At 66.5% G+C, this 26,333-nt stretch carries 24 protein-coding genes and 1 other RNA gene; 4 read left to right on the top strand and 21 right to left on the bottom strand.

The genetic code is table 11. The features are described from left to right. Nucleotides 1-19: 19 nt before the first annotated feature. The 12 genes from mraY to rsmI form a co-directional block, all read right to left on the bottom strand. On the bottom strand, nt 20-1,123 hold the full coding sequence (gene mraY / locus AC1RTA_RS05160) for a phospho-N-acetylmuramoyl-pentapeptide-transferase (RefSeq protein WP_014235362.1): 1,104 nt from the start codon (nt 1,121-1,123) through the stop codon (nt 20-22). After that, nucleotides 1,123-2,532, bottom strand: a complete 1,410-nt coding sequence (locus AC1RTA_RS05155; RefSeq protein ID WP_492784134.1) for a UDP-N-acetylmuramoyl-tripeptide--D-alanyl-D-alanine ligase — start codon at nt 2,530-2,532, stop codon at nt 1,123-1,125. Before AC1RTA_RS05155 ends, mraY begins: the two co-directional genes overlap by 1 nt. Next, entirely contained in the window at nt 2,529-4,034 is a 1,506-nt protein-coding gene (locus AC1RTA_RS05150) for a UDP-N-acetylmuramoyl-L-alanyl-D-glutamate--2,6-diaminopimelate ligase (protein WP_492784133.1), read from the bottom strand. Before AC1RTA_RS05150 ends, AC1RTA_RS05155 begins: the two co-directional genes overlap by 4 nt. Further along, nucleotides 4,031-5,764, bottom strand: a complete 1,734-nt coding sequence (locus AC1RTA_RS05145; RefSeq protein ID WP_014235365.1) for a peptidoglycan D,D-transpeptidase FtsI family protein — start codon at nt 5,762-5,764, stop codon at nt 4,031-4,033. The genes AC1RTA_RS05150 and AC1RTA_RS05145 overlap by 4 nt, the downstream gene beginning before the upstream one ends. A gap of 1 nt (nt 5,765) precedes the next feature. Then, nucleotides 5,766-6,035: a cell division protein FtsL gene (gene ftsL, locus AC1RTA_RS05140; protein ID WP_014235366.1), complete on the bottom strand. Its 270-nt coding sequence runs from the start codon at nt 6,033-6,035 to the stop codon at nt 5,766-5,768. A gap of 1 nt (nt 6,036) precedes the next feature. Continuing rightward, on the bottom strand, nt 6,037-6,996 hold the full coding sequence (rsmH, locus tag AC1RTA_RS05135; RefSeq protein WP_492784132.1) for a 16S rRNA (cytosine(1402)-N(4))-methyltransferase RsmH: 960 nt from the start codon (nt 6,994-6,996) through the stop codon (nt 6,037-6,039). Next, nucleotides 6,993-7,442, bottom strand: coding sequence for a division/cell wall cluster transcriptional repressor MraZ (gene mraZ, locus AC1RTA_RS05130; RefSeq protein ID WP_014235368.1), 450 nt, complete (start codon nt 7,440-7,442; stop codon nt 6,993-6,995). Before mraZ ends, rsmH begins: the two co-directional genes overlap by 4 nt. A 398-nt stretch (nt 7,443-7,840) precedes the next feature. Then, an RNA gene (rnpB, locus tag AC1RTA_RS05125) (RNase P RNA component class A) lies at nt 7,841-8,277 on the bottom strand. Between the two features lie 9 nt (nt 8,278-8,286). Beyond that, a complete protein-coding gene (locus AC1RTA_RS05120) occupies nt 8,287-9,102 on the bottom strand; it encodes a DUF3025 domain-containing protein (RefSeq protein WP_492784131.1) in 816 nt (271 codons plus the stop codon). Next, nucleotides 9,099-9,608, bottom strand: coding sequence for a hypothetical protein (locus AC1RTA_RS05115; RefSeq protein WP_492784130.1), 510 nt, complete (start codon nt 9,606-9,608; stop codon nt 9,099-9,101). The genes AC1RTA_RS05120 and AC1RTA_RS05115 overlap by 4 nt, the downstream gene beginning before the upstream one ends. Before the next feature lie 39 nt (nt 9,609-9,647). Continuing rightward, entirely contained in the window at nt 9,648-10,682 is a 1,035-nt protein-coding gene (gene pyrC, locus AC1RTA_RS05110; RefSeq protein ID WP_492784129.1) for a dihydroorotase, read from the bottom strand. Between the two features lie 102 nt (nt 10,683-10,784). Then, entirely contained in the window at nt 10,785-11,627 is an 843-nt protein-coding gene (gene rsmI / locus AC1RTA_RS05105) for a 16S rRNA (cytidine(1402)-2'-O)-methyltransferase (protein ID WP_492784128.1), read from the bottom strand. Nucleotides 11,628-11,647: 20 nt separating this feature from the next. Between rsmI and AC1RTA_RS05100 the strand changes: the two genes are divergently transcribed. Both AC1RTA_RS05100 and AC1RTA_RS05095 read left to right on the top strand, forming a co-directional pair. Beyond that, the gene (locus AC1RTA_RS05100; RefSeq protein WP_492784127.1) at nt 11,648-12,052 is read left to right on the top strand and encodes a YraN family protein; all 405 of its coding nucleotides are present in this window, start codon (nt 11,648-11,650) and stop codon (nt 12,050-12,052) included. After that, nucleotides 12,033-12,410: an HIRAN domain-containing protein gene (locus AC1RTA_RS05095; RefSeq protein ID WP_492784126.1), complete on the top strand. Its 378-nt coding sequence runs from the start codon at nt 12,033-12,035 to the stop codon at nt 12,408-12,410. Before AC1RTA_RS05100 ends, AC1RTA_RS05095 begins: the two co-directional genes overlap by 20 nt. Before the next feature lie 181 nt (nt 12,411-12,591). Here AC1RTA_RS05095 and tyrS read toward each other — a convergent pair whose 3' ends face one another. Then, on the bottom strand, nt 12,592-13,866 hold the full coding sequence (tyrS, locus tag AC1RTA_RS05090) for a tyrosine--tRNA ligase (RefSeq protein ID WP_014235375.1): 1,275 nt from the start codon (nt 13,864-13,866) through the stop codon (nt 12,592-12,594). A 135-nt stretch (nt 13,867-14,001) separates the two neighbouring features. Further along, nucleotides 14,002-14,829, bottom strand: coding sequence for a ferritin family protein (locus AC1RTA_RS05085; protein ID WP_492784125.1), 828 nt, complete (start codon nt 14,827-14,829; stop codon nt 14,002-14,004). A gap of 192 nt (nt 14,830-15,021) precedes the next feature. On the opposite strand from AC1RTA_RS05085, the gene AC1RTA_RS05080 reads away from it, so the two are divergent. Both AC1RTA_RS05080 and folE2 read left to right on the top strand, forming a co-directional pair. Further along, nucleotides 15,022-15,591: a glutathione peroxidase gene (locus AC1RTA_RS05080; protein WP_492784124.1), complete on the top strand. Its 570-nt coding sequence runs from the start codon at nt 15,022-15,024 to the stop codon at nt 15,589-15,591. A 47-nt stretch (nt 15,592-15,638) separates the two neighbouring features. After that, nucleotides 15,639-16,442, top strand: coding sequence for a GTP cyclohydrolase FolE2 (folE2, locus tag AC1RTA_RS05075; protein WP_152089826.1), 804 nt, complete (start codon nt 15,639-15,641; stop codon nt 16,440-16,442). A 166-nt stretch (nt 16,443-16,608) separates the two neighbouring features. On the opposite strand, the gene AC1RTA_RS05070 is transcribed toward folE2, so the two are convergent. The 7 genes from AC1RTA_RS05070 to AC1RTA_RS05040 all read right to left on the bottom strand — a co-directional run bounded on the left by AC1RTA_RS05070 (nt 16,609) and on the right by AC1RTA_RS05040 (nt 26,325). Next, nucleotides 16,609-17,691, bottom strand: coding sequence for a sulfate/molybdate ABC transporter ATP-binding protein (locus AC1RTA_RS05070; RefSeq protein WP_130459187.1), 1,083 nt, complete (start codon nt 17,689-17,691; stop codon nt 16,609-16,611). A 10-nt stretch (nt 17,692-17,701) separates the two neighbouring features. After that, on the bottom strand, nt 17,702-18,568 hold the full coding sequence (cysW, locus tag AC1RTA_RS05065) for a sulfate ABC transporter permease subunit CysW (protein WP_014235380.1): 867 nt from the start codon (nt 18,566-18,568) through the stop codon (nt 17,702-17,704). Further along, the gene (gene cysT / locus AC1RTA_RS05060) at nt 18,565-19,413 is read right to left on the bottom strand and encodes a sulfate ABC transporter permease subunit CysT (RefSeq protein ID WP_014235381.1); all 849 of its coding nucleotides are present in this window, start codon (nt 19,411-19,413) and stop codon (nt 18,565-18,567) included. Before cysT ends, cysW begins: the two co-directional genes overlap by 4 nt. A gap of 74 nt (nt 19,414-19,487) precedes the next feature. Then, nucleotides 19,488-20,501, bottom strand: coding sequence for a sulfate ABC transporter substrate-binding protein (locus AC1RTA_RS05055; protein WP_014235382.1), 1,014 nt, complete (start codon nt 20,499-20,501; stop codon nt 19,488-19,490). 133 nt (nt 20,502-20,634) lie between these two features. Continuing rightward, nucleotides 20,635-23,553, bottom strand: coding sequence for an EAL domain-containing protein (locus AC1RTA_RS05050; RefSeq protein ID WP_014235383.1), 2,919 nt, complete (start codon nt 23,551-23,553; stop codon nt 20,635-20,637). Further along, a complete protein-coding gene (locus AC1RTA_RS05045) occupies nt 23,550-24,584 on the bottom strand; it encodes a cytochrome-c peroxidase (protein WP_130459188.1) in 1,035 nt (344 codons plus the stop codon). Before AC1RTA_RS05045 ends, AC1RTA_RS05050 begins: the two co-directional genes overlap by 4 nt. Before the next feature lie 604 nt (nt 24,585-25,188). Further along, the gene (locus AC1RTA_RS05040) at nt 25,189-26,325 is read right to left on the bottom strand and encodes a glycosyltransferase family 4 protein (RefSeq protein WP_492784123.1); all 1,137 of its coding nucleotides are present in this window, start codon (nt 26,323-26,325) and stop codon (nt 25,189-25,191) included. Between the last annotated feature and the right edge of the window lie 8 nt (nt 26,326-26,333).

Below are 26,333 nucleotides of genomic sequence, written 5' to 3'. Positions count from 1 at the left end.
GCCTTCGCTTAACGCAGTTTCAACGCAGCTTCAGAGTGGAGAGGCCGAACAGCACCAGCATGATGGTGATGATCCAGAAGCGGACCACCACCTGGGTTTCCTTCCAGCCCTTCTGTTCGAAGTGGTGATGCAGGGGCGCCATGAGCAGGATGCGTCGCCCCTCGCCGTAGCGTTTCTTGGTGTATTTGAACCAGCTCACCTGCAGCATCACCGACAGGGTTTCGACGACGAAGACGCCGCCCATGATCAGCAGCACGATTTCCTGGCGCACGATCACCGCCACGGTGCCCAGGGCCGCGCCCAGGGCCAGGGCGCCCACGTCGCCCATGAACACCTCGGCCGGATAGGCGTTGAACCACAGGAAGCCCAGGCCGGCGCCGCACAGGGCGCCGAGGAACACGGCCAGCTCGCCGGCGCCCGGCACATAGGGCAGGAACAGGTACTTGGCGTAGCCGGCGTGGCCGGCGACGTAGGCGAAGACCGCCAGGGCCGCCGCCACCATGACGGTGGGCATGATGGCCAGACCGTCCAGGCCGTCGGTGAGGTTCACCGCGTTGGAGGTGCCGACGATGACAAAGTAGGTCAGGGTGATGAAGCCGATCACGCCCAGGGGATAGGAGAAGGCCTTGAAGAAGGGAATGATCACTTCGGTCTGGGCCGGGCCGGTGGCGGAAAGCCCCAGATAGACGGCGGCGGCCAGGCCGAAGACGGACTGCCAGAAGAACTTCCAGCGGGAAGCCAGGCCGTTGGGGTCCCGGTACACCACCTTCTTCCAGTCGTCGTACCAGCCCACGGCGCCGAAGCCCAGGGTCACCACCAGCACCACCCAGACGTAGCGGTTGGAGAGGTCGCCCCAGAGCAGGGTGGTGATGCCGATGGCGATGAGGATGAGGACGCCGCCCATGGTAGGGGTGCCGGTCTTCACCAGATGGGTCTGGGGGCCGTCGGTGCGCACCGCCTGGCCGATCTTCTTCGCCGCCAGCCAGCGGATGACGCCGGGACCGGCGACAAAGGAGATGAGCAGGGAGGTCATGGCGGCCAGCACCATGCGCAGGGTGATGTAGTTGAAGACGTTGAAGGCCCGGATATCCTGGCCCAGCCATTGGGCGATCAGCAGCAGCATCAGCTGTTCTCCTTGGAATTTTGGTTGGCGGCCGGCGCCGTCAGGGCGTCCACCACCCGCTCCATCTTCATGAAGCGGGAGCCTTTCACCAGCACGGTGGTATCGCCGGTCAGTTCGGCCTGCACCGCCTGCACCAGGGCCTCGAGGTTCTTGTAGTGGTGGCCGCCGGCGCCGAAGTTGCGCGCCGCCTGGGCCGCGGCCTCGCCCAGGCAGTGGAGCTGGTCCACGCCCTGGGACTTGGCGTAGCCGCCGATTTCGTCGTGATACTGGCCGCTCATGGCGCCGATCTCACCCATGTCGCCCAGCACCAGGATCTTGCGGCCCACGGTGGCGGCCAGCACGTCGATGCCGGCCCGCACCGAATCCGGATTGGCGTTGTAGGTGTCGTCCAGGATGACGGCGCCGGTGGCGGCCTGCTTCTGCTGCAGGCGGCCCTTGACGCCACGGAAGGACTCCAGCCCGCCGACCACGGCCGCCAGGGAGATGCCGCCGGCCAGGGCGGCGGCGGCGGCGGCCACGGCATTGCGGGCGTTGTGCAGACCGGGCACCCGCAGGCGGATGGCGGCATTGCCCTTGGGCGAGGTCAGGTCGATGCGGGTTTCCAGACCGTGCAGCTGCACCTTGCCGCCCACGTCGGCCGGCTTGTCCAGGCCGAAGGTGACGACACGGCGACGCTCGTTCACGCCCTTCCAGTAAGCGGCGAAGGCGTCGTCGGCGCTGACCAGGGCGACGCCGCCGGGCTTCAGGCCGGCATAGATGGTGGCCTTTTCCTCGGCCACCTGCTGCAGGTCGCCCATGCCTTCCAGGTGGGCGCGCTGGGCGTTGGTCACCAGGGCCACGGTGGGCTGGGCCAGGCGGGTCAGGTAGCCGATCTCGCCGGGATGGTTCATGCCCATCTCGATGACGCCGGAACGGTGGGTGGTGCGCAGCTTGAGCAGGGTCAGGGGCAGGCCGATGTCGTTGTTGAAGTTGCCCTGGGTCGCCAGCACCACCATGGCCGGATCGTAGCCATCCAGCACGGCCTGGGCCTGGAGGATGGAGGCGATCATTTCCTTGGTGCTGGTCTTGCCGTTGGAACCGGTGACGGCGATCAGGGGCAGGGAGAACTTGGCCCGCCAGTAGCCGGCCAGGGCGCCCAGGGCCAGGCGGGTGTCGGCCACCGCCACCAGGGGCAGGCTGACCTTGCCCTGCAGCTGTTCCACCGTATCCACGGCCACCACGGCGGCGCAGGCGCCCCGCTCGCTGGCCTGGGCCAGGTATTCGTGGCCGTCGAAACGCTCGCCGCGCAGGGCGACGAACAGCTCACCGCGGCCGACGCTGCGGCTATCGGTGGAAACGCCGCCGAACAGCACGTTGCTGCCGTAGGCGGTGCCGTTGGTGGCCCGGGCCACTTCGAATAGATCCATCATGCTGCCATGCTCCCGGCGCGCTGTTGCAGGGCCCGCGCCACGGCCTCGATGTCCGAATAGGGGCGCCGCACCAGGCCGGCGGCACCCATGATTTCCTGATAGGGCTCGTGGCCCTTGCCGGCCACCAGCACCACGTCGGCCACGTCCGCCCGCAGCACGGCGTGGGCCACCGCCACCTCCCGCTCCGCCTCCAGCGCCGCCTCCGGTACTCCGGCACGAATCTCGGCCAGGATGGCCAGGGGGTCTTCGCTGCGCGGGTTGTCGCTGGTCAGCAGCACTTCATCAGCCAGGCGGGCGGCGACGCTGCCCATGAGGGGGCGCTTGCCCTTGTCCCGGTCGCCGCCGCAGCCGAAGACGCAGTGCAGGCGACCGCCCCGGGCCTGGGCCACTTCCCGCAGGGCGGTCAGGGCGTTTTCCAGGGCATCGGGGGAGTGGGCGTAATCCACCACCACCAGGGGCAGGCCCTTGCCGCCAAAACGCTGCATGCGGCCGGCGGGCGGGGTCAGGCGGCACAGGCGCTGGCCCACCGTTTCCAGGGGCAGGCCCAGGGCCAGCAGGGCGCCGGCCACGGCCAGCAGGTTGGCCACGTTGTAGCGGCCCACCAGACCGGTTTCCACCTCCACCCGACCCTGGGGGGCGATCAGGGTGAAGGCCAGGCCTTCGGCGCCATGGCGCAGGTTTTCGGCAGACAGGAGCCAGTCGGCCTCGGGCGCCTGGCGGCCTTCCAGGGTGTAGCCGATGCGCAGGCTGGCGGTGGTCTGGGCCAGCAGCTCCCGGCCGAAGGGATCGTCCAGGTTGATCACCGCCTCGTTCAGCTCGGGCCAGGCGAAGAGCCGCTCCTTGGCGGCGCCGTAGGCGGCCATGGTGCCGTGGTAGTCCAGATGGTCCCGGGTCAGGTTGGTGAACACGGCGACGGAGAAGCGGGCGCCATGGCAGCGGCCCTGGTCGAGGCCGATGGAAGAGACTTCCATGGCGCAGGCGACGGCGCCGGCAGCTTTGTACTCGGCCAGCAGGCGGTGCAGGGCCAGGGCGTCGGGCGTGGTGTTGGCGGCTTCGCCCAGGGCGTCGGGAAAGCCGTTGCCGAGGGTGCCGATGACGGCGCAGGGGCGGCCAGCGCCGCCCAGGGCCTGGGCGATCCACTGGCTGCAGGTGGTCTTGCCGTTGGTGCCGGTGACGCCCACCAGGGCCAGCTGCTCCGAAGGCCGGCCATAGACCAGGTTGGCCAGATGGCCGGCGAAGGACTGCAGGTTGTCCACGCCCAGCTGGGGCACGGCGGCCCAGGCAGGATTCCAGGCAAAATCCCGGGCTTCCCAGAAGACGCCGGCAGCACCCTTCTCCAGGGCGGCGGGGATGAAGCTGCGGCCGTCGGCGGCATGGCCGGGATAGGCGACGAAGACGTCGCCGGGCTGCACCCGGCGGCTGTCGTTCTCCAGCCGGGTGACGGCGGCGCCCCGGGCGCGTAGTTGGTCGAGAAGGGCCTGTGCCACGATGGCGCCGCTCACAGGGCCTCCTTGCCGGCGTTGGAGCCGGCCACCTGCAGGGCCGCATCCTGGGGCACGCCCAGGGTGCGCAGGGCACCGCTCATGATGTTGGCAAAGGTCGGACCGGCCACGTCGCCGCCGAAGTGCTTGCCGCTGGAAGGCTCGTCGATCATCACGGCGACGATCAGGCGGGGGTCGCTGGCCGGGGCCAGGCCGACAAAAGAGGCCACGTACTTGCGGGCGTAGACGCCGCCTTCCAGCTTGTGGGCGGTACCGGTCTTGCCTGCCACCCGGTAGCCGGGGATCTGGGCCTTGGGCGCGGTGCCGCCGGGCTGCACCGCCATTTCCAGCATGGCCCGGACCTCGCGCACGGTCTGGGGCGAGAACACCCGCTCGCCCTTCACCGGATTGCCGTCGCCCTTGAGCAGGGTCAGGGGAATCAGCTCCCCGTCCCGGGCGAACACGGTGTAGGCCCGCACCATCTGCATCAGGGAAACGGAAATGCCATGGCCGTAGCTCATGGTGGCCTGTTCGATGGGGCGCCAGGTCTTCCACGGCCGCAGGCGGCCGCCCACTTCGCCGGGGAAGCCGAGCTTGGGCGCCTGACCGAAGCCCAGGTTGTCGAACATGGTCCACATTTCCTCGGCCGGGAAGGTGCCGGCCACCTTGGCGATGCCCACGTTGGAGGATTTCTGGATCACCTGGGCCAGGGTCAGCAGACCGTGGGCGTGGGAGTCGGAAATGGTGGCGGTGCCGATGGTCAGCTTGCCCGGGGCGGTGTTGATGACCGAATCGAAACGGAACTTGCCCTTCTCCAGGGCCAGGGCCGCCGAGAAGGGCTTCATGGTGGAACCGGGTTCGTAGGTGTCGGTGACGGCCCGGTTGCGCAACTGGGCGCCGGACAGGTTGGCCCGGTTGTTGGGGTTGTAGGTGGGCCAGTTGGCCAGGGCCAGGATTTCGCCGCTGCGGGCATCCACCACCACGGCGCCGCCGGCCTTGGCGTCGTTGTCGTCCACCGCCTGCTTCAGCTGGGAGAAGGCCAGGTACTGGATCTTGGAATCCAGGGCCAGGGTGATGTCCTTGCCGTCCTGGGGCGGCTTCACCGAGCCCACGTCCTCGACGATCTGGCCGCGGCGGTCCTTGATCACGCTGCGGAAACCGGGGCGGCCCAGAAGCTGGTCCTGGAAGGCCAGCTCGACGCCCTCCAGGCCCTTGTCGTCCACGCCGGTGAAGCCGACGATGTGGGCGGTCATGTCGCCGGAGGGGTAGTAGCGGCGGTATTCCTTGTTCTGGTGGATGCCCGGCAGCTTCAGGGCGGCGATGCGCTCCCCGGTGTCCGGCGGGATCTGCCGCTTCAGGTAGACGAAGTTCTTGTCCTCGGCCAGGCGGCGGTTCAGCTCGCGGCCGTCCATTTCCAGCATCTTGGCCAGGTTCTGGGACTGCTCCGGGGTCAGTTTGACGTCCGCCGGGATGGCCCAGATGGAGCGCATGGGGGTGGACACGGCCAGCACGTCGCCGTTGCGGTCGGTGATGCGGCCGCGGGAGGCGGAGATTTCCAGCTCCCGGCGATAGCGGGATTCGCCCTTTTCCTGGAGGAAATCGTTGTTGATCACCTGCAGATAGAAGGAACGGCCGGCCAGAACGGCAAAGCCCCCGAGCAAGGCGAGGGCGGCAAGGCGGGAGCGCCAGGCGGGGAAAGCCAGCTGGAGCACCGGGCTTTCGGTGTAGCGGTGGCTGCGGGCCCGGGCCATCTCAGCGGCCTCCTGCGGGCACGTTGATCACCTTCGCCGGCTCCGGCGCATGCATGTGCAGCTTGTCCCGGGCGATTTTCTCGATGCGGGGATGGGTGGCCCAGGTGGACAGTTCCAGCTGCAGCTGGCCCCATTCCACGTCCAGGCTGCGGGCCCGCTCCTGCTCCCCTTCCAGTTCCTGGAACAGCTTGCGCGCCTTGTGCTGGGAGGTGACCACGCCCAGGGCGCAGATCATGGCCGCCAGCAGCAGGAACAGGTTGAGGCGCAGCATCTCAGGCCACCTTCCGGCTCAGGGGCACTGCGGTGCGTTCCGCCACGCGCATGATGGCGCTGCGGGAACGGGGATTGGCCGCCACTTCCTCCCGGGAGGCCCGCACCGCCTTGCCCACCAGCACCAGGGTCGGCTGGGGCAACTGGTCGGCGCGCAGGGGCAGACCCTTGGGCAGGTGACTGGCAGGCTCGGCTTGGTCACGCAGGAAATTCTTGACGATGCGATCCTCCAGGGAATGGAAGGAAATCACCGCCAGTCGGCCGCCGGGCTTGAGCAGCGCCAGGGCCTGGGAGAGGGCTAGCGAGAGCTCCTGGAGCTCTTGATTGATATGAATCCGTATAGCTTGAAAGCTTCGCGTCGCCGGGTCCTGACCGGGCTCGCGGGTCCGCACGGCTTCAGCGACGAGCGCGGCAAGCTGCCTTGTGGTTGCAACAGGCCGCTCGGACCGAGCAGCCACAATCTTCTTTGCAATCTGCTTAGCAAACCGTTCTTCCCCATAGTCCCTTATAACCTCCGCAATTTCCGTCTCATCGGCGCTGGCCAGCCATTCCGCGGCGGTTTCGCCCCGGGTGGTGTCCATGCGCATGTCGAGAGGGGCATCGAATCTGAAGCTGAAGCCCCGCTCTCCCTCATCGATCTGGGGCGAAGACACTCCGATATCCAGGAGCACCCCGTCCACCAGCCCGATTCCCTGTTGCTGCAACACCTCCCCCATCTCGCTGAAAGGGCTGTGATGCAGCGAAAAACGCTTGTCCTGGATCGCCGCCCCGGCCGCGATGGCCCGGGGGTCCCGATCGAAAGCCACCAGCCGCCCCTCGGGCCCGAGGGACTCGAGGATCAGCCGGCTGTGCCCGCCGCGGCCGAAAGTGCCGTCCACATAGACGCCCCGCGGGTCAACGCGGAGGGCCGTCACCGCTTCCTGCAGGAGCACGGTGACGTGGGTACTACGTTCGGTGGTCACAGAACAATGCCCTCGAAACTGGCGAGAGCCTCAGGATCCTGGAGCGCCGCCAGGGCCAGCTCGTTCTGCTTGGCCCAGGAGTCCTCGCTCCAGATTTCAAAGTGGTCACCCATGCCCACCAGCATCACCTGTTTATCCAGCTTGGCCAGGGAACGCAGGGCGGGAGGGAGAAGAAGACGTCCGGTGGAATCGGCTTCCTGGACGGAAGCGGTCCCCAGGATCACCCGGCGCACCGCGGCGGTGGCGGGATTCATGGTGGCGATCTTGGACAGTTTGTCGGCGATGGGCTGCCATACCGACTCGGGATAGACCTTGAGGCAACCGTGGGGGTGGTAATTGACCACCAGGCGGCCGGCGGAATTGAGGGCGAGTTCGGGCCGGTGACGTGCTGGCACAGCCAGCCGCCCCTTCGCATCCAGACTCAGCGTATCCGCCCCTTGAAACATGACTTCCCCTGGTTTCCCCCGAGGTCCTTCGGCAGGCGGGAGGATTTCGCTCACTCCACAATTCACCACCGAACACCACGTTTCACCACTTTAGTGCACTCAAACCTTAGCGTCAATGGGGAAATGGCATTTTTTTCTTTTGCGACAAGGGCTTACAGCGCTTTCTGACAAAATTTTACAGAAAAAATTTCCTTAAAAATCAATATTGATACAAATCAAACTGAAAGTACTTTATTAGGAGTTGAAGGGCGCAATCCGCCCTCCGGGCATCCCATGCCATCGGAGTGACGGGCAAAACGACGAGCGCAAGAAAGAAGGATGGGGACAAGCTGAAAGAACGACGGGCGAACGCCTGCCAGCCCCGGCTACAGGCGGGGGTCTGGGAAATACGGGAAGGGATGTGAAGCTGGCCGATAAGCCGGGTTCTGTTGGGCGTTGGAGACGAACCTCCGCCGCCTGGCAGCCATTCCTCTAGGCGCCGTGTTACCACGGCGCTCAAGCAGCCTACCCGGGAGCAGCGCGAGCCACGCCTGATGCTCCCCTATTTGGCCTTGCTCCGGATGGGGTTTACCGTGCCGTCTGTGTCGCCACAGCCGCGGTGGGCTCTTACCCCGAACCGGCTTGCGCCGGCCCGTCCGGACCTGAGGTCCGGCCACCGTTTCACCCTTGCCTGATCCCCGGTTTGCACCGGAGCCATCGGCGGTCTGCTCTCTGTTGCACTTTCCGTCGCCTTCGCCTTGCGGCTTATAGCGCCTGGCCGTTAGCCAGCATCCCGCTCTATGGAGCCCGGACTTTCCTCTCGGTACGAATACCCAGCGGCTGCCTGGCCAGCTTCACCCCGCCATTATACGGGCTTGGCGCGCCGCCCCGGACGGAATTGCCAAGTATCGGCGTAATAGTCCGGATTTTCGTTGTCCGGGGCCACCCCGGGCAGGCCCAGCAGCGGCAGGGGCTGCAGCTCCCGGGGCCGGCCGTGGTGGCCGGCGGCCAGCTCAGTCGCCAGGCGCGCATCCAGGGCCGAGAGGTCGCCCCGGTCCACCGCCGCCAGGACTGCCGCATCCACCTCGTAGAGAACCGCCTTGGCCGTCAGCCCGCGGAAAGGGGCCAGCAGGGACTCATAGGTGGCGTGGCCGAACACCACCACCCGCAGGGAAACGGCCAGGTCCGCCCGGCGCTGCCAGAACAGTTCCTGCCAGCGGAACTCCCGCAGCAGCTGCAACAGGGAAGGATCGCTGGACAGCACCAGGGCGCCGCACTCATCGAAATGGGTCATGGCATCCCGGGCGCCGCCGCGCCCACTCCCCGGGGCACCGTCCCCGGCTGCCGCCAGGGCCTGCAGGTGGCGGCCGTTGATGGCCTGCTTGCTCAGGGGAAAGGCACACCACACCAGGGCGTTGAAGAAGTCGTGCCAGTTGTCGGGCCGGGTTTCCACCTGGCCGTTGGCGCCGATGCGCGCCTCGTAGCCCAGGCCGTCGTCCCGGGGCGGCGGAAAACTCAGAGGATGGCCGGTGGCCGAGCGCAACCCCAGACCGGCCGCCAGCGCCGTCAGGCCGGCCAGGGCGGCGGCATCGGGCACCGGCGGCCAGGGCGGCTGCAGCCGCGCCAGCCAGGGAGCCAGAGGCGCGAAGAGGGGATTGGCGTAGGGAGCCGGCCGGCTCACTGCTGGGTCGGCGCGGGCGCGGCGGGAGCCGTTGCGGCGGGATCCGTGGCGGGGGCCGGCACCGCTTCCGCCGCCGCAGCCGGCGGCGTGGCGGGCTTGGGTTCCGGGGTGAAGACGAAGCGGTCGCCCTTCTCCTCGAACACGCCCACCTTGTCGCCCAGACCTTCCTGGGGGGCCGCCGCCAGCTTCTGGAAGCCTTTGCAGGTCTGGGTTTCGGTGAGGAAATAGGCCTCGCCCTGCTTCAGCACGAAGGTGCCGGGACCGGGCTGCCACAGCTCGACCCTGGTGTTGCGGGGAGCCGGATTGAGCAGGTGGATGCGCTGGCAGTCCGGCAGGCGGGCGGCGATGACGGCGAACTTCACCGTCTTCTCCCAGAAGAAGTTCTGCTCCCGGGAGACGCTGATGGCGTGGTCGCGGCCATCGATGCGATAGGCGGCGGCGTCATTGATGCAGCCGGCCAGCAGGGGCAGGGACAGCAGGGGCAGGAGCAGCAGGGGCTTCTTCATGGCAGGCATCCTCGGGGAGGCTGTGGAGCGGTCAGGTCGTCAGGCGACGAAGGTCCAGGGCAGGCTCTCGCCGGCCCGCAGGGGGGTCAGGCTGTCGCCGCTCAGGTAGGCCAGGCTGGCAGGCACGGCCTGGGCCTTCTTTTCCAGGGTGACCGTGCCGCTGTTGCGCGGCAGGCCGTAGAAGTCGGCTCCGTGGAAGCTGGCAAAGCCCTCCAGCTTGTCCAGGGCGCCCGCATTGTCGAAGGACTCGGCATACAGTTCCATGGCATGCAGGGCGGTGTAGCAGCCGGCACAGCCGCAGGCCGCCTCCTTGGCGCCGGTGGCATGGGGCGCCGAGTCGGTGCCGAGGAAGAACTTGGGATTGCCGGAGATGGCCGCGTGCACCAGGGCCTGGCGGTGGGTCTCGCGCTTCAGCACCGGCAGGCAGTACCAGTGGGGCCGCACGCCGCCCTGGAAGATGGCGTTGCGGTTGTAGAGCAGGTGGTGGGCGGTGATGGTGGCGCCGATGTTGGCGCCGCTCTCGGCAACGAAGGCCGCCGCGTCGGCGGTGGTGATGTGCTCGAACACCACCTTGAGGCCGGGGAAGTCCTTCAGCAGGGGAATCATGACGGTGTCGATGAAGGCCTTTTCCCGGTCGAAGAGATCGATGGCCGGATCGGTGACTTCACCGTGCACCAGCAGGGGCAGGCCCCGCTTTTCCATCTCGGCCAGGGCTGCCGAGCACTTGGCCAGGCTGGTGACGCCGGCGTCGGAATTGGTGGTGGCGCCGGCCGGGTAGAGTTTGACCGCCTTGACGAAGCCGGAGGCCACGGCGGCGGCGATTTCGCCGGCCGGAGTGTTGTCCGTCAGGTACAGGGTCATCAGGGGCTCAAAGCTCATGCCGGCCGGCAGGGCCGCCAGGATGCGCTGACGGTAGGCGGCAGCCTGTTCCACCGTGGTCACCGGCGGCTTCAGGTTGGGCATGACGATGGCCCGGGCGAACTGGCGGGCGGTATGGGGCAGCACGGCGGCCAGGGCTTCGCCGTCGCGCAGGTGCAGGTGCCAGTCGTCGGGACGGGTGATGGTGATTTGCATGGAAGTTCTTCGTCAAAGGGCCTTGCGGCTGATAAACGTAATTTTAGCTGCCGCCCTGCCCCACTGTCTGTAGGGACTTGGCGGGCCGCTGCGGCGCTCGCCTCAGCCGGCGTCCTTGAGGGCCAGGGCCTTCTGGTACAGCTCGTTCTTGGAGGCGCCGGTGATTTCGGCGGCCAGCTTGGCGCACTGCTTCACCGGCAGGCCTTCCGTCAGCAGCAGCTTGAGCACCCGCTCGCCGGCGCCGTCGTCCGCACCCTCCGGCGCCCCCTCCACCAGCAGCACGAACTCGCCGCGCTGGCGGTTGGCGTCGGCCTTCAGCCATTCCAGGGCCTCGCCCAGGGGACAGGCGTGAATGGTCTCGAACAGTTTGGTCAGTTCCCGGGCGAAGACGATGGTGCGCTCGGGACCGAAGGCGGCGGCCAGGGCCTCCACCGATTCCAGTACCCGGTGGGGCGCCTCGTAGAAGACCAGGGTGTAGGGCAGGGCCGCCAGGGCTTCCAACTCCTTCTGGCGCTGGCCGGCCTTGGCCGGAAGGAAGCCGTAGAAGAGGAAATGGGGAGCCATCAGGCCGGAGGCGGAGAGGGCCGTCACCGCGGCGCAGGCGCCGGGCAGGGGCACCACCTTGAAGCCCGCCTCCCGCACCCGGGCGACGATGCGGGCGCCGGGGTCGGAAACGGCGGGGGTGCCGGCATCGGAGACCAGGGCCACGGCCTCGCCGGCGGCCAGCTTGTCGATGACCCCCTGGGCGGCCTGTTCCTCGTTGTGCTGGTGGGCCGGCAGCAGACGGGCGCCGCTGCCGAAGTGGCGCAGCAGGGGCTGGCTGTGGCGGGTGTCCTCGGCGGCGACCCAGGGCACGGCCTTGAGCACCTCCACGGCGCGCAGGCTCATGTCCTGGAGATTCCCCAGGGGGGTGGGGACCACATACAATGCAGATTCAATTGTCATCAATACTCGCGAGCCGGACCGTGAACACAGGCGCCAAAGATACCACGGCAGCAGCCCCCTCCCCCGCCCGGGACCCGCGGCAGGCCGACGGCAGCCTGGCCGAGGCGCGGGCCGCCGCCTGGCTGGAGGGCCGGGGACTGAAGGTGCTGGCGCGCAACTACCGGGTCAGGGGCGGCGAAATCGACCTGGTCTGCCGCGACGGCCGCACCACGGTCTTCGTCGAGGTGCGCCTGCGCCGCAACGGGGATTTCGGCGGCGCCGCCGCCAGCATCACCCGGAAGAAGCAGCAGCGCCTGATCCTGGCGGCCCGCCACTGGCTGCAGGAACAGGGCGACAGCGCCTGCCGTTTCGACTGCGTGCTGTTGCAGGGCGAGGCGGCGAGCGCGCCCCTGGAATGGATTCGCAATGCCTTCGACGCCGATTAGGACCTTCCTGCTCTCGTGCCTGTTGCTGGCGGCGCCGGTGGGAGCCGCCGAGGTGCGCATCCTGGTACAGAGTTCGCCCCTGGCCGGCAGCCAGTATTACGGCAGCGACACCCTGTGGCCGGCCATGGCCGTGGGCGATCCCCTGACCCTGCACCGGGAGCCGGACAATCCCCACGATCCCCGGGCGGTGCGGGTGGAATGGCGCAAGGCCAAGCTGGGCTACCTGCCCCGGGCGGAAAACGCCGCCGTGGCCGCCGCCCTGGACCGGGGCGAAGTACTGGAAGCCCGCATCAGCCGCCTCACCCGCCACAAAAATCCCTGGCGGCGGGTGGAGGTGCAGGTGTGGGTGCGCCTGTAGCTGTGGCGAAAAGAAAGTAGGCATGGCCCGGGAGGCAGGAAAGACGGCCATCCCCGCGATGCCATGCCGAGAAAGCGCATGCCTGCTACCTCTCCAGGCAGCCCCCTGAAAACGACAAGGGCACAGAATCACCTTCTCGGTGACCTCTGTGCCCTCTGTGGCCAACGCTTTTAAAGCAGCGTTAGATCCAGCTCACCAGCCCGTACTGCTTCTTGCCCCGGCGCAGGATGGTGAAGCGGCCGAAGAGGCGCTCGCCTTCGCCGATCTGGTGCTCGATGCCTTCCACCTTCTGGCCGTTGATGGCCACGCTGCCGCTCTGGATGAAGGTGCGGGCTTCGGACTTGGACTTGGCCAGGTTGGCCGCCACCAGGGCGTCGATGAGGCCGCCCTGGGCCTTGTCGATGGCGACGCCGGGCATGCCGTCCTGGGCCAGCTGCTCCAGGTCGTTTTCCGTCAAAGAGGCCAGTTCGCCGGAGAACAGGCTGTGGGAAATGCGCTGGGCCGCCTTGAGGGCCTCGTCGCCGTGCACCAGGCGAGTGGCTTCCTCGGCCAGGATGCGCTGGGCTTCGGGCTTGCCGCCGCCGGCCTTGTCCGCCGCCTCGATTTCGGCGATGCGGGTCAGGGGCAGGAAGGTGAAGAACTTGAGGAACTTGTAGACGTCCGCGTCGCTGGTGTTGAGCCAGAACTGGTAGAAGGCGTAGGGCGAGGTCTTCTTCGGGTCGAGCCAGACGGCGCCGGATTCGGTCTTGCCGAACTTGGTGCCGTCAGCCTTGGTGATGAGGGGCACGGTCATGCCGTACACCTGCTGCTGGTGCAGGCGGCGGGTCAGGTCGGTGCCGGCGACGATGTTGCCCCACTGGTCGGAGCCACCCACCTGCAGGATGCAGCCGAAACGCTTGTACAGCTCGGCGAAGTCGTAGCCCTGCAGCAGGCTGTAGGAGAACTCGGTGTAGGAGATGCCCTGGTCTTCCCGCACCAGGCGCTGCTGCACCGATTCCTTCTTGATCATGGCGTTCACCGAGAAGTGCTTACCGATGTCGCGCAGGAATTCCAGGCAGTTCATGCCGCTGAACCACTCGTAGTTGTTGGCCATGCGGGCGGCGTTGGGGCCGTCGAACTTGAGGAAGGGCATCACCTGGCCGCGGATCTTCTCCACCCAGGTGGCGATCACGTCGGGGGTGTTGAGCTTGCGCTCGGTGGCCTTGAAGCTGGGGTCGCCGATCATGCCGGTGGCGCCGCCCACCAGGGCGATGGGCTTGTGGCCGGCTTCCTGGAAGCGCTTCAGGATCAGCACCGGCACCAGATGGCCCAGGTGCAGGCTGTCGGCGGTGGGATCGAAGCCGCAATAGAGGGTCACCGACTCCTGGGTCAGCAGTTGATCGAGCGCCTGGGCGTCGGTCAGCTGGGCGATGAGCCCGCGATCGTGCAGATCCTGGATGAGGGGGGACTTGTACATTGCTATTTCTCCACGGCAGAACGGCTGGCCGCCCGGTGGCGGCCGCAAAGACGGGAGATTTTACCAGAGCCGGGGCGCCAGGCTGGCGCCGCCGGGCCGGTGAGGGAGAAAAGGGGGGGAAGCGGCGGGACCGCCTCAGGCCACCTTGAGGCTTTTGCGGTAGCGGCTCAGGTCCTGCACCGTCTCGAAGGTCTGGTCGAAGAGGCTGGAGAGGTTGCGCAGGATGCCGCCCACCACCCGGGCTTCCCAGGTCTTGTCGAAACAGATCTGGGTGTCGAGCCAGCGTTCCAGCCATTCCGGGTCCGGCAGGCGGCTTTGCACCGTGTCGTTGGGGAAGAGGCTCTGGTTAACGTGCAGGTTGGTGGGGTGCAGGGGCTTGCCGGAACGGCCGCTGGCGGCCATCAGCATGCCCAGCTTGGCGAAGGCGGCCCGGGCGCTGTCGCCGAACTTGTCGATGGCCCGCTTCATGTACTTGAGGTAGGCGCCGCCGTGGCGGGCCTCGTCCCGGGAGATGTGGTCGTAGATGGCCTTGATCACCGGTTCGGTGTGCCATTCGCTGGCCCGGCGGTACCACTGGGTCAGACGCACTTCGCCGCAGAAATGCAGCATCAGGGTTTCCAGGGGCGGGGCCGGGTCGAACTCGAAGCGCACGGCGTGCAGCTCCTCCTCCGTCGGCACCAGCTCGGGACGGAAGCGGCGCAGGTATTCCTGCAGCACCAGGGAATGCTTCTGCTCTTCGTAGAACCAGATGGACATGAAGGCGGAAAAGTCGGAATCGTCCTTGTTGTCCCGCAGGAACATCTCCGTGGCCGGCAGGGCGGACCATTCGGTGATGGCGTTCATCTTGATGGTGATGACCTGCTCGTCGGAGAGCAGGCCGGCGTCGAACTGGTCCCAGGGAATGTCGTCGGCCATGTTCCAGCGGGCTTTTTCCAGGCTGGTGAAGAGTTCCGGGTAGAGCATTTTTATGTTTTCTCTGTTGGAGTTGGGGGCGCGCAGCTACAGACAGCGCCAATGCCGCCCGGTTCCCTGCTTTTTTGCTGCGTCCGCCTTCGTGCGGGGGCCTGGGCCGGGAACCCGGAGCCGCCAGTTGCTGTCTTGAGTAAGCCGGGCTGCTGGCCTGGAGCGATCGACCTGCCCCTGCCCGGAGGATTCATGTCCCGACTTGCCGCCCGAGTTCTGCCCGCCCTCCTCGTCCTGTTCAGCCTGATAGGAACCGCCATGCCGGCCAGCGCCGCCGATTGCCCGCCCCTGCTGCAGCACACCTTCCCCGCCCTGCAGGACGAAAAGCCCCAGCCCCTCTGCCAGTACGCCGGCAAGGTGCTGCTGGTGGTCAATACCGCCTCCTACTGCGGCTTCACCAACCAGTACGACGGCCTGGAAGACCTCTACGCCGAACTGAAGGGCCAGGGCCTGGTGGTGCTGGGCTTCCCGGCCAACGACTTCGGCCAGCAGGAACCGGGCTCCAACCAGGAGATCGCCGATTTCTGCCGCCTCACCTACGGCGTGCGCTTCCCCATGCTGGCCAAGACCTCGGTGGTGGGCAAGGACGCCAACCCCTTCTACAAGGCCCTGGCCAAGGCCACCGGCCAGGTGCCGCAATGGAATTTCCACAAGTACCTGATCGACCGCAACGGCAAGACCGTGCTGTCCTTCGGCAGCCGCACCACGCCCAACGACCCCCAGTTGCGCCAGGCCATCCAGCGTTTCCTGGCCCAGCCCTGAACGACAAAAAAGGCGCCACGCCGCCCCCAACCCCACGGAGAGACGATATGAATGCACCGGACAAGATGTTCCACCTGCCCGATGTCCAGGCCACCCCGGATCAGCGCCAGCTGGCGATCCAGAAGGTGGGCGTGAAGGGCCTGCGCTATCCCCTGGCCCTGGCTGCCGCCGACGGCGCCGTGCAGCACACGGTGGCCGAGCTGACCATGGCCGTGGGCCTGGCGCCGGAGGTGAAGGGCACCCACATGTCCCGCTTCGTCGAAATTCTCGAACGCCCCCGGGGCGCCCTGCAGGCGGCGGACCTGCCGGCCCTGCTGCAGGAAATGCTGGGCCACCTGCAGGCCGAGAGCGGCAGCATCGACCTGGCCTTCCCCTACTTCATCGCCAAGGCGGCCCCGGTTTCCGGCGTTTCCAGCCTGCTCGACTACGACGTGCGCCTGCAGGTGGAGCAACAGCCCGGCGCCCCGATCCGTACCACCCTGGCGGTGACCGCCCCGGTCACCAGCCTCTGCCCCTGCTCCAAGAAGATTTCCGAGTACGGCGCCCACAACCAGCGCTCCCACATCACCATCAGTGCCGAACTACGCCAGCCCATGGCGGTGGAGGAACTGGTGCGCCTGGCCGAGGAGGAAGCCTCCTGCGAGGTCTTCGGCCTCTTGAAGCGCCCAGACGAGAAGTGGGTCACCGAACGGGCCTACGACAATCCCAAGTTCGTCGAGGACCTGGTGCGGGACATCGCCCTGCGCCTCATGGCCGAGCCCCGCATCGGCCGCTGGTCGGTGGCCTCGGAGAATTTCGAGTCCATCCACAACCACTCGGCCTACGCCGAGCTGTGCGGGGAAAATGTCTGAGACCCGGTGCCTGAAACCCGACCGCCAAGACCCGGCGACCTGAGGCAGGGCAAGGGATTCATTCAAGCCCTGCCCTGAAACGCAAGAGGGGCGCCATTCTCCAGCATGTATTGCCAAAAAATGGCGCCCCTTCTGCTTTCGCTGGCACCCGTTGTGAGACGACGCCTCAGAACAGGAAGGGCTGTTTTTCCTGGGCCTGAGCCGGCGCCACCGCCCCCTCGCCGTTGGCGAAGACCTTGACCTGGCGCGGCTTCAGCCACACCTGCTGGCCGGCCGTCAGGCCCAGCACCTGCTGGCGTTCCCGGGTCAGTTCCACTTCCACCAGTTCGCCCTGATGGATCACCTCCACCCGCACCAGGGGGCCGATGGTCTGCACGTAGCTGACCTTGGCCTCCAGGGATTCGGGCGTGGCCACGGTGTCGATGTCGATATCGTGGGGGCGGATGAAGGCCACCGCCTCCTGGCCGGCGGGCACGTCGTCCCGGGCCACCTCGGCCCAGGCGCCATGGACCCGGCTGTGGAAGACGTTCACGTTGCCGAGGAACTGATAGACGAAGGGGCTGGCCGGGTTGGAATAGACCTCGTCCGGGGAACCCACCTGTTCGATGCGGCCCTTGTTCATCACCACCACCCGGTCCGCCACTTCCAGAGCCTCTTCCTGGTCGTGGGTGACGAAGACGGAAGAGATGTGCATCTCGTCGTGCAGACGACGCAGCCAGCGGCGCAGTTCCTTGCGCACCTTGGTGTCGAGGGCGCCGAAGGGCTCGTCCAGCAGCAGCACCTTGGGTTCCACCGCCAGGGCCCGGGCCAGGGCGATGCGCTGCCGCTGGCCGCCGGAAAGCTGGGTCGGGTAGCGGTCCGCCAGCCAGTCCAGCTGCACCAGGGAGAGCAGGTCCATGACCCGCTTGCGGATCTCGGACTCGCTGGGCCGCTCCTTGCGCGGCTTGACCCGCAGGCCGAAGGCCACGTTCTCGAACACGTTCATGTGGCGGAACAGGGCGTAGTGCTGGAAGACGAAGCCCACCTGGCGCTCCCGGGCGTGGAGGTGGGTGGCCTCGCTGCCTTCGAACATGACCTGGCCCTCGTCCGCCGTTTCCATGCCGGCGATGATGCGCAGCAGGGTGGTCTTGCCGCAGCCGGAAGGACCGAGCAGGGCCACCAGCTCGCCGGTGGGAATGGAGAGGGAGACGTCGTCGAGGGCGACGAAGTTGCCGAAACGCTTGGCGATGTTGCGGATTTCGATACTCATGGCGGCAGGCTCAGTTGGTTTTCTCGGGGGGCAGTTCGGCGGTCAGCATCGCGGTCTCGGCCCGCATGCGCCACTCCACCAGGGTCTTGGCCACCAGGGTGACCAGGGCCAGGAGGGCGAGGACGGAGGCCGAGGCGAAGGCGCCGATGGCGTTGTATTCGTTGTAGAGAATTTCCACGTGCAGGGGCAGGGTGTTGGTCTCGCCGCGGATGTGGCCGGAGACCACGGAGACGGCGCCGAACTCGCCCATGGCCCGGGCATTGGCCAGGATCACCCCGTACAGCAGGCCCCACTTGATGTTGGGCAGGGTCACCCGCCAGAACATCTGGAAGCCGGAGGCGCCGAGGGAGACGGCGGCCTCCTCCTCGTCCTTGCCCTGGGCCTGCATCAGGGGAATCATTTCCCGGGCGACGAAGGGGAAGGTGACGAAGAGGGTGGCCAGGATGATGCCGGGCACGGCGAAGACGATCTTCACGTCGTGCTCGGCGAGCCAGGGACCGAAATAGCCCTGGGCGCCGAACATCAGCACGAAGATGAGGCCGGCGATGACCGGGCTGACGGCAAAGGGCAGGTCGATCAGGGTGATCAGCAGGCTCTTGCCGCGGAACTCGAACTTGGCGATGGCCCAGCTGGCGGCAATGCCGAAGGCCACATTGAGGGGCACGGCGATGGCCGCCACCGCCAGGGTCAGGGTCACGGCGCTGCGGGCCTCCGGGTCCAGGAGGCCGTTGACATAGGCTTCCCAGCCGCCCCGCAGGGCCTCGGCGAAGACCGCCGCCAGAGGCACGCCGAGGAACAGGGCGAGGAAGGCGAAGGCCAGGGTCAGCAGGGTGTAGCGCACCCAGGCCGGTTCGGTATTGGCACGGCGCACGCTCATTGCTCGCCTCCGGTATTACGGTTGTTGTGACGATTGGCGGCCCACCACTGCAGGCCGTTGATGGCCAGCAGCAGGACGAAGGAAATGCCCAGCATCACCACCGCCAGGGCGGTGGCGCCCACGTAGTCGTACTGCTCCAGCTTGGAAATGATGAGCAGGGGCGTGATCTCGGAAATGAGGGGCATGTTGCCAGCGATGAAGATCACCGAGCCGTACTCGCCCACGGCCCGGGAGAAGGACAGGGCGAAACCGGTGAGCAGGGCGGGGAAGATAGCGGGGAAGATGATGCGGCGGAAGGTCTGCCAGCGGGAGGCGCCCAGGGTGGCGGCGGCCTCCTCCACTTCCGGCTCGATGTCCTCGATCACCGGCTGCAGGGTGCGCACCACGAAGGGCAGACCGATGAAAGTGAGGGCCACGACGATGCCCAGGGGCGTGTACGCCACCTTCAGGCCCAGGGGCTCCAGGTACTTGCCGATCCAGCCGTTGGTGGAATAGAGGGTGGCCAGGGTGATGCCGGCCACGGCGGTGGGCAGGGCGAAGGGCAGATCGACGAAGGAGTCGATCAGGCGCTTGCCGGGGAAGTCGTAGCGCACCAGCACCCAGGCCACGATGAGGCCGAAGAAGGCGTTGATGACGGCGGCCAGGGCCGAGGCGCCGAAGGTCACCCGATAGGCCGCGAGGGCTCGCTCGGTGGTGGCGATGTCCCAGAACTGGGCGAAGGTCAGGGCGGTGGACTTGAGCACCAGGCCGCCCAGGGGGATCAGCACCAGCACCGAGAGGTACACCAGGGTGTAGCCCAGGGCCAGGCCGAAGCCGGGGAGGACGTTGTTTTTCTTGGCTGACATGGGTTTCTCAAACGACGGCGCCGGGGAGCCTTGCAGGCCGGCCCGGCGCCGCGGGGGTCGGGGGCGGGGGTGGATTACTTCTGCACGTAGAGCTGGTCGAAGGAGCCGCCATCGACGAAGTGGGCCTTGGCCGCCTTGCTCCAGCCGCCGAACACTTCATCCACGGAGAAGGTCTTGATGTTGGGGAACTGGGCGGCATACTTCTTCAGCACTTCCGCATCCCGGGGCCGCAGGTAGTTCTGGGCGGCGTTCTCCTGGCCTTCCTTGGACCACAGGTAGTCCAGGTAGGCCTGGGCCTGCTTGCGGCTGCCCTTCTTGTCCACCACCTTGTCCACCACGGCCACCGGGAACTCGGCCAGGATGGAAACGCTGGGATAGACCACCTCGAACTCGCCGCGGCCGAATTCCTTGGCGATCAGCTCGGCCTCGGATTCGAAGGTGACCAGCACGTCGCCCAGGCGGCGCTGCATGAAGGTGGTGGTGGCATCCCGGCCGCCGGCGGCGAACAGGGGGGCGTTCTTCAGGATCTTGCCGACGAATTCCAAGGCGCTCTTGTCGTTGCCGCCGGGCTGCTTGAGGGCGTAGCCCCAGGCGGCCAGGTAGGTGTAGCGGCCGTTGCCGGTGTTCTTGGGGTGGGGCACGATCACTTCGACGCCGGACTTGGCCAGGTCGGACCAGTCCTTCAGGGCCTTGGGGTTGCCCTTGCGCACGATGAACACCATGGTGGAGGTGTAGGGCGAGGCGTTGTTGGGGAATTTCTTGGCGTAGTCCTTGGCCACCAGGCCCTTGTCGGCCAGGTAATCGACGTCGGTGGCCTGGTTCATGGTCACCACGTCCGCTTCCAGGCCGTCGGCCACGGCCCGCACCTGCTTGGAGGAACCGCCGTGGGACTGCTTCACTTCCACCTTTTCACCGGCCTTGGCCTGCCAGTGCTTGGTGAACATGGGGTTGTAGTCCTTGTAGAAATCACGGGCCACGTCGTAGGAGGCGTTGAGCAGGGTGACATCGGCCAGGGCCGGGGCGACCAGGCCGCCCGCCAGGAGCAGGGCGGCGAACAGGCGGGAAACGGGGGAAACGGCGTTCTTCATGGGGGTTCCTTCCAGCGATGGCTGACTCTTCAGAAGCGAACTCTAAACAAGGTGTTTAGAACCACAAAGCTTCTTTGGCTATTTGTTTATTTGAGAAAACGCATAAAGCAAAGGCCCGTACGGCCCTTGCCCGTCACACCGGCAGGCGGCTCTCGCTGCGCTGCCAGTCGCCCTTGAGCAGGGGAATCTGGTGCGGCGGCACCGGCTTGCTGAACAGGTAGCCCTGCAGTTCGTCGCAATCCAGGTCGCTCAGCACCTGCCACTGGGCCTCGGTCTCCACCCCTTCGGCGACGGTGCGCATGCCCAGGCCGTGGGCCAGGAGGATCACCGCCCGCACCACAGAGCGCGCCTCCCGGTCGTCCAGGAGGCGGGAGACGAAGCTGCGGTCGATCTTCACCTCGTCCACCGGATACCGGGAGAGATAGGAAAGGGAGGAATAGCCAGTGCCGAAATCGTCGATGGAGACCCGCACCCCGGCCTGGCGCAGGGTGCTGAAGATGGCCAGGATCTGTTCCGGGTCGTCGGCCAGGGAGCTTTCCGTCAGTTCCAGCTCCAGGCCGGCCGGGTCGATGCCGCTCTGGGTCACCACCTGCAGCACCTCCTGGGCGAAGTCCCAGCGCCGCAGCTGGCGGGCCGAGACATTCACCGCCACCCGCGGCACCGGCACCCCCTGCTCCTGCCAGGCCCGCAGCTGGCGGCAGGCGGCCACCAGGCACCAGTGGCCGATGGCGTCGATGAGGCCGGCGTTTTCCGCCAGGGCGATGAAGCTGTCGGGCATGACCAGGCCCCGGGTCGGATGGCGCCAGCGCACCAGGGCCTCGACCCCGGCGATGCGGCCGCTGCTGGCACCGATCTGGGGCTGGTAGTAGAGCAGCAGCTGCTCGCCCTCGACGGCCCGGCGCAGGTCGTTCTCCAGTTCCAGCCGCTCCAGGGAACGCTCGTTGTGGCTGGCGATGAAGAAGCGGTAGGCCGCCCGGCCACCGTCCTTGGCTGCGTACATGGCCACGTCGGCATGCTTGAGCAGGGACTCCCCGTCCTCCCCGTCGGCCGGGTAGAGGGCGATGCCGATGGAGGTGGAGGCAAAAATCTCCCGCTCCCCGAGCCGCACCGGCTGGTCGAACTGGGCCAACAGCTTGCCGGCGACGATGCTGGCATCCTCCGCCGACAGCACTTCGGGCAGCAGCAGGACGAACTCGTCGCCGCCGAGGCGGGCCAGGGTGTCGCCCTCCCGCAGACAGAGACTGAGGCGGGCCCCCACTTCCTTGAGCAGCAGGTCGCCCTGGTCGTGGCCCAGGGTGTCGTTCACCGCCTTGAAGCGGTCCAGGTCCAGCAGCAGCACCGCCAGCTTGCGCCGGGAACGGTGGGCCTGGCGCAGGGCGTTTTCCAGGCGGTCGTAGAAAAGGCGGCGGTTGGGCAGGCCGGTGAGGGGGTCGTGGTAGGCCAGGTGGTGGATGTGGGCCTCGGCCTGCTTGCGGTCGGTGATATCGGTGAACAGGCCCACGTACTGGCTGACCTGGCCGGCCCCGTCCTTGATGGCGGTGATGGACAGCCACTCCGGATAGGTCTCGCCGGACTTGCGCCGGTTGATCACTTCGCCCTGCCACTTGCCCTGCTCCTGCAGGCTCTGCCACATCTGGGCATAGAAGGCCGGATCGTGCTGGCCCGAGGCCAGGATGTGGCCCGGCGCCCGGCCCCGGGCGTCCGCCTCGGAATAGCCGGTGACCTCGGAGAAGGCCGGATTGACCGACTGGATGCGGCCCCGGGCATCGGTCACCACCATGGCCTCGCCCAGGCTGTCGAAGACCCGGGCCGCCAGATGCAGGCGGGCCTCAGCCTGCTTGATTTCGCTGATGTCGCGGAAGGAGGCCACGTAGCCGGCCTGGTCGGCGTCGCCCTCGCCGCCCCGCAGGGGCGCCCCCAGCACGGCCACCGGGAAGGCACTGCCGTCGCTGCGCACGAAATCGTCCTCGCCCTCGAACACGGCGCCGGTGGCCAGGGCCCGGGCCAGGCCGGAAACCTCGGCCGGCGCCGCGCCGGGCCACAGCACCGTGGCGGCATCGCGGCCGAGCAGGCCGCCCGGCGCCGCCCCCAGCAGGGCTTCGGCCCGCTGGTTGGCGAAGGTGATGCGGCCGCCCCGGTCCAGGGCCAGGATGCCTTCGGCCAGGGTATTGGCGATGTTGTCGAGGAAGGCATGGCTGTGGCCCAGCTCCAGGGCCGACTTCTTCAGCTCCACCATGATGTAGACCACGGTGGCGATGAGGAACAGGGCAAACAGGGCCAGCAGCAGGCGGTAGCTTTCTGCCTGCTTCAGGTCCTGGCGGTAGATTTCGCTGTAGTCCCGGTAGGAGGCCTCCAGGCTGCCGGCGAAGGGGCTGCCGGTGAGTTCGTTGAGCAGGCTCTCCACGTCCAGGCGATGGCGCAGCACCTGCTGGCCGTGGGCCGTCATCAGCAGCACCTGGCGCCGCACCTCCAGGGGCCAGCCGACGACCTGGTCCTGCAGAGCGGAGAGGTCGGCGGCCACCGCCGGCATGTCGTCGGCCTCGCCGCGGATGAGGAACTCCATGATTTCCCGCCCCACCGTCGCCAGCAGGGCGCTGTGGGGCACGCTGCCGCGGCCGTCCGGGCTGTCGCTGGCACGCAGGAGCTGGCTGGAGAGATTGAGGAAGTGGTCCTGGGAATTGCGCAGCAGGGCGTTCTGCTGCTTGAAGCGCTCCAGTCCTTCCCGCTTTTCCTGCCACAGGGCCAGCACCGGAGTCATGGCCTCGCTGCCGTGGCGCTGCAGTTCTGCCTGCAGGCGTTGCAGCAGGGCGGAAATGCGCTCGTCCGCCGCCGCCACCGCGTCGTAGTCCTGCAACTGGCGGTGGCGCAGCTTGAGCAGGTCCTGGTTGAGGCGGGCGTCCAGGGCGACGATCTCATGCACCAGGGCCTCGACCCGGGCCTGCTCGGCGACGTCGGCCCCGGTGCTGCGCTGGAACAGCCCCACCAGGATGACGGTGAGGATCAGCACCAGCAGCCAGGGGGCGGCGCCCTTCCAGGACGGCAGGCGGGTCATGGCCGCACGTCCCCGTTGAGGGACTGCAGGAAGGTGACGATCAGGGTCACGTCCCGGGCCGGCAGCTCCACGCCCAACTGGTAGCGCCCCATGAGGGCCACCGCCTCGTCCAGGGAGGAAGTGGCGGCGTCGTGGAAATAGGGGGCGGTGAGCGCCACGTTGCGCAGGGTCGGCACCTTGAACACATGCCGGTCCTCGTCCCGGCCGGTGACGTTGAAACGCCCCATGTCGGCGGCGGTCAGGGCCTTCTTGTTGGCGAAGTAGTTGTCCATGACGCCGAAGCGCTGGAACAGGTTGCCGCCCACATTCACTCCCTGGTGGCAGGAAGAGCAGCCGTGGCGCTTGAACAGGCGGTAACCGGCCTTTTCCTCGTCGGAAAGGGCGGTGTCGTCGCCCCGCAGCCAGCGGTCGAAACGGGAGGGGGTGAGCAGGGAGCGTTCGTACTCGGCAATGGCGTGGCGCACCGTGGCCGCCGTCAGCCCGGCCGGGTAGGCACTGGCAAAGCGGCTGCGCAGTTCCTTGTCGGCCTGCAGCTTGGCCAGCACCTGGTCCCAATCCGCAGCCATTTCCAGCGGATTGTGCACCGGACCTTCCACCTGCTCCTCCAGGGTGGCGGCGCGGCCGTCCCAGAACTGGCGGAAATTGAAGGCGGCATTGAGCACCGTGGGGGCATTGATGCCGCCCTTCTTGCCGTCCACCCCGCGGGACACCGGCATGCCGTCGGCACCGCCCCGCTGCAGGTCATGGCAGCCGGCACAGGCCAGGGAGTCGTCGCGGGAGAGGCGGGGATCGTTGAAGAGGAGACGCCCCAGGGCCACCTTGGCCGGGTCCACCGGCAGGCTGTCGGGCAGGGGAAGCAGGGGCTCGCCGGGGCGGATCGGGGTGGTCGCCAGCAGGGCGGGCATGGGTTCGACCGCCGCATCGGGCGAGGCCGCCAGGCGCGGATACAGCAACGCCCCCACCGCCGTAACGGCCAGTACGCAGATCACTGCGAACAGGCGCAAATTGGGAAGACCTGCCGGCTTCGCCATGGACGTGCTCCAACCTCGTTGAACTCGGCGCTTCCGGTCTGATGCCGGAATCCACCCTTAACCGACAGCATAAAACAAAAAAGGGACAGGCTTGGGCCCATTCCTCCTTATAAAATTTTGGTTGTGGGAAGACGGCCTATTTCGACCCCTACCCCAAAACCTCTGAATACCCGACTGCGAGTCAGTGAGGAATGGTTCGGGTGATTGCCCGACTCGCACTTCACCCGCACATTTTTGACTAAGCACAGCCCCCACGGGAGACTGCAACCCACAGAGATCCTTTTCGCTCAGCACCATCATTGGGGCCCTGGCAAGAGTTGCGAAAGGATGCAAAACAGGTGGACCGGTGCCTTTAAAGCTCGGTGGCCAAGCCTCCTATCAGGTTCAGGATATTTGTTGAAGCCTAGGAGATAGAGGCTTTTCATGACGCATGGCGGAATCTTGTTTCAGCAAGAAGCGTCAGTTAAGTTTCCAGACAGCCGGCGCCAATGTAATCGCCCGACACGACCGATTTTCATTGGCTTCGCATGCGTTTGCGCATTACCTCCCCCTCCCATAAACGCTGCTCAATGCATGCTCCGTTCAAACCGAACCACCGGGCTCATTACCCGCCTTTCACTGCACTCCGCAGTACGCTGGCGACAACCGGAGCGGTTATCTGGGTCGTAAAATGCTCCTGAATGCGCTCTCGGCCCAATCTACCAAAATTTGAACGCAATGCTTGCGACTCGGCCAAGCAAGCTAGCCCTCGGACCCAATCATCATCACCTTGTGCAAGAAATCCATTCACTCCATGTGCAACTATATCTAGGTTCGCGCCCACAGCAGACGCGACAACCGGCTTACCAAGCGCCATGTATTGAATCAGCTTATAGCCGCACTTACCTAGTGACCACGCGTCGCTGGGCAGTGGCATTATTCCGACATCCATAGCCTCGATCAACTCGACCTCTCTCGCCAGCGACCACTCATGCTGTCGAACTGGGACAGGATAATCGCCCATCGGACCAGCGCCAATGGTCATTAATTCTAGCGGGGTCAGCCTATTCTGCCTTTCAAGCGCGGGAGCCACTATGTCTAGGTACCTCGCAGTATGTGGACTACCTATCCAGCCCACCACAAACCGCCCACCCGGGCCCGAAGACTCGCTAGTTGAAACATATCGACCAGCATCTATCACTGAGGGGATATATACAACTCGCCGCGCCCCCTCTTTTTGAGCCCAGTTCTCAAGAAAGCGGTTTCCGGCCGTAACGGCAGCCGACCCCGAAATAAGGCGCGAAAATTTATCCCGAAACAACCCCCCGAACCACGACTCAAGCTGCTTTTCGTACCGGAGGAAAATTGCATCGTCATAGTCCAGTACATACGGAACGCCACTGCGCAAGATCAGCTGCTCAAATGCCGCGGGCAAGCCGGGGAACAATTCACCCTCTAGCCAAATCACATCAAACTGCCGCGCCGACAAAAGTTGCTCAAAGCGTTTCAGGTAACCCGTAAAGACATCAAGAAAACGGAGCGGGCTGTGCGCATAGCGCCGAAGCAAATAGCTGTCTTCCAGCAATGGGCTGAAATGGCACTCAATTCCATATGACGCCAATTGAGGAAAATACTGGGCGAATCTAACCCGCGAACTCGCACCACGAATACCATATCGCGACAGAACGAGACATCTAATGGAAGAATCCCCTGATCTAGACAGCAACTTGGGTCCGCCCATCGTTTTTTTCTCAGCAGTCATCAAACAGC

It is taken from the genome of Azospira sp. MPR-E4, from assembly GCF_058809645.1.
This window is presented reverse-complemented; position numbering and strand designations above follow the sequence as displayed.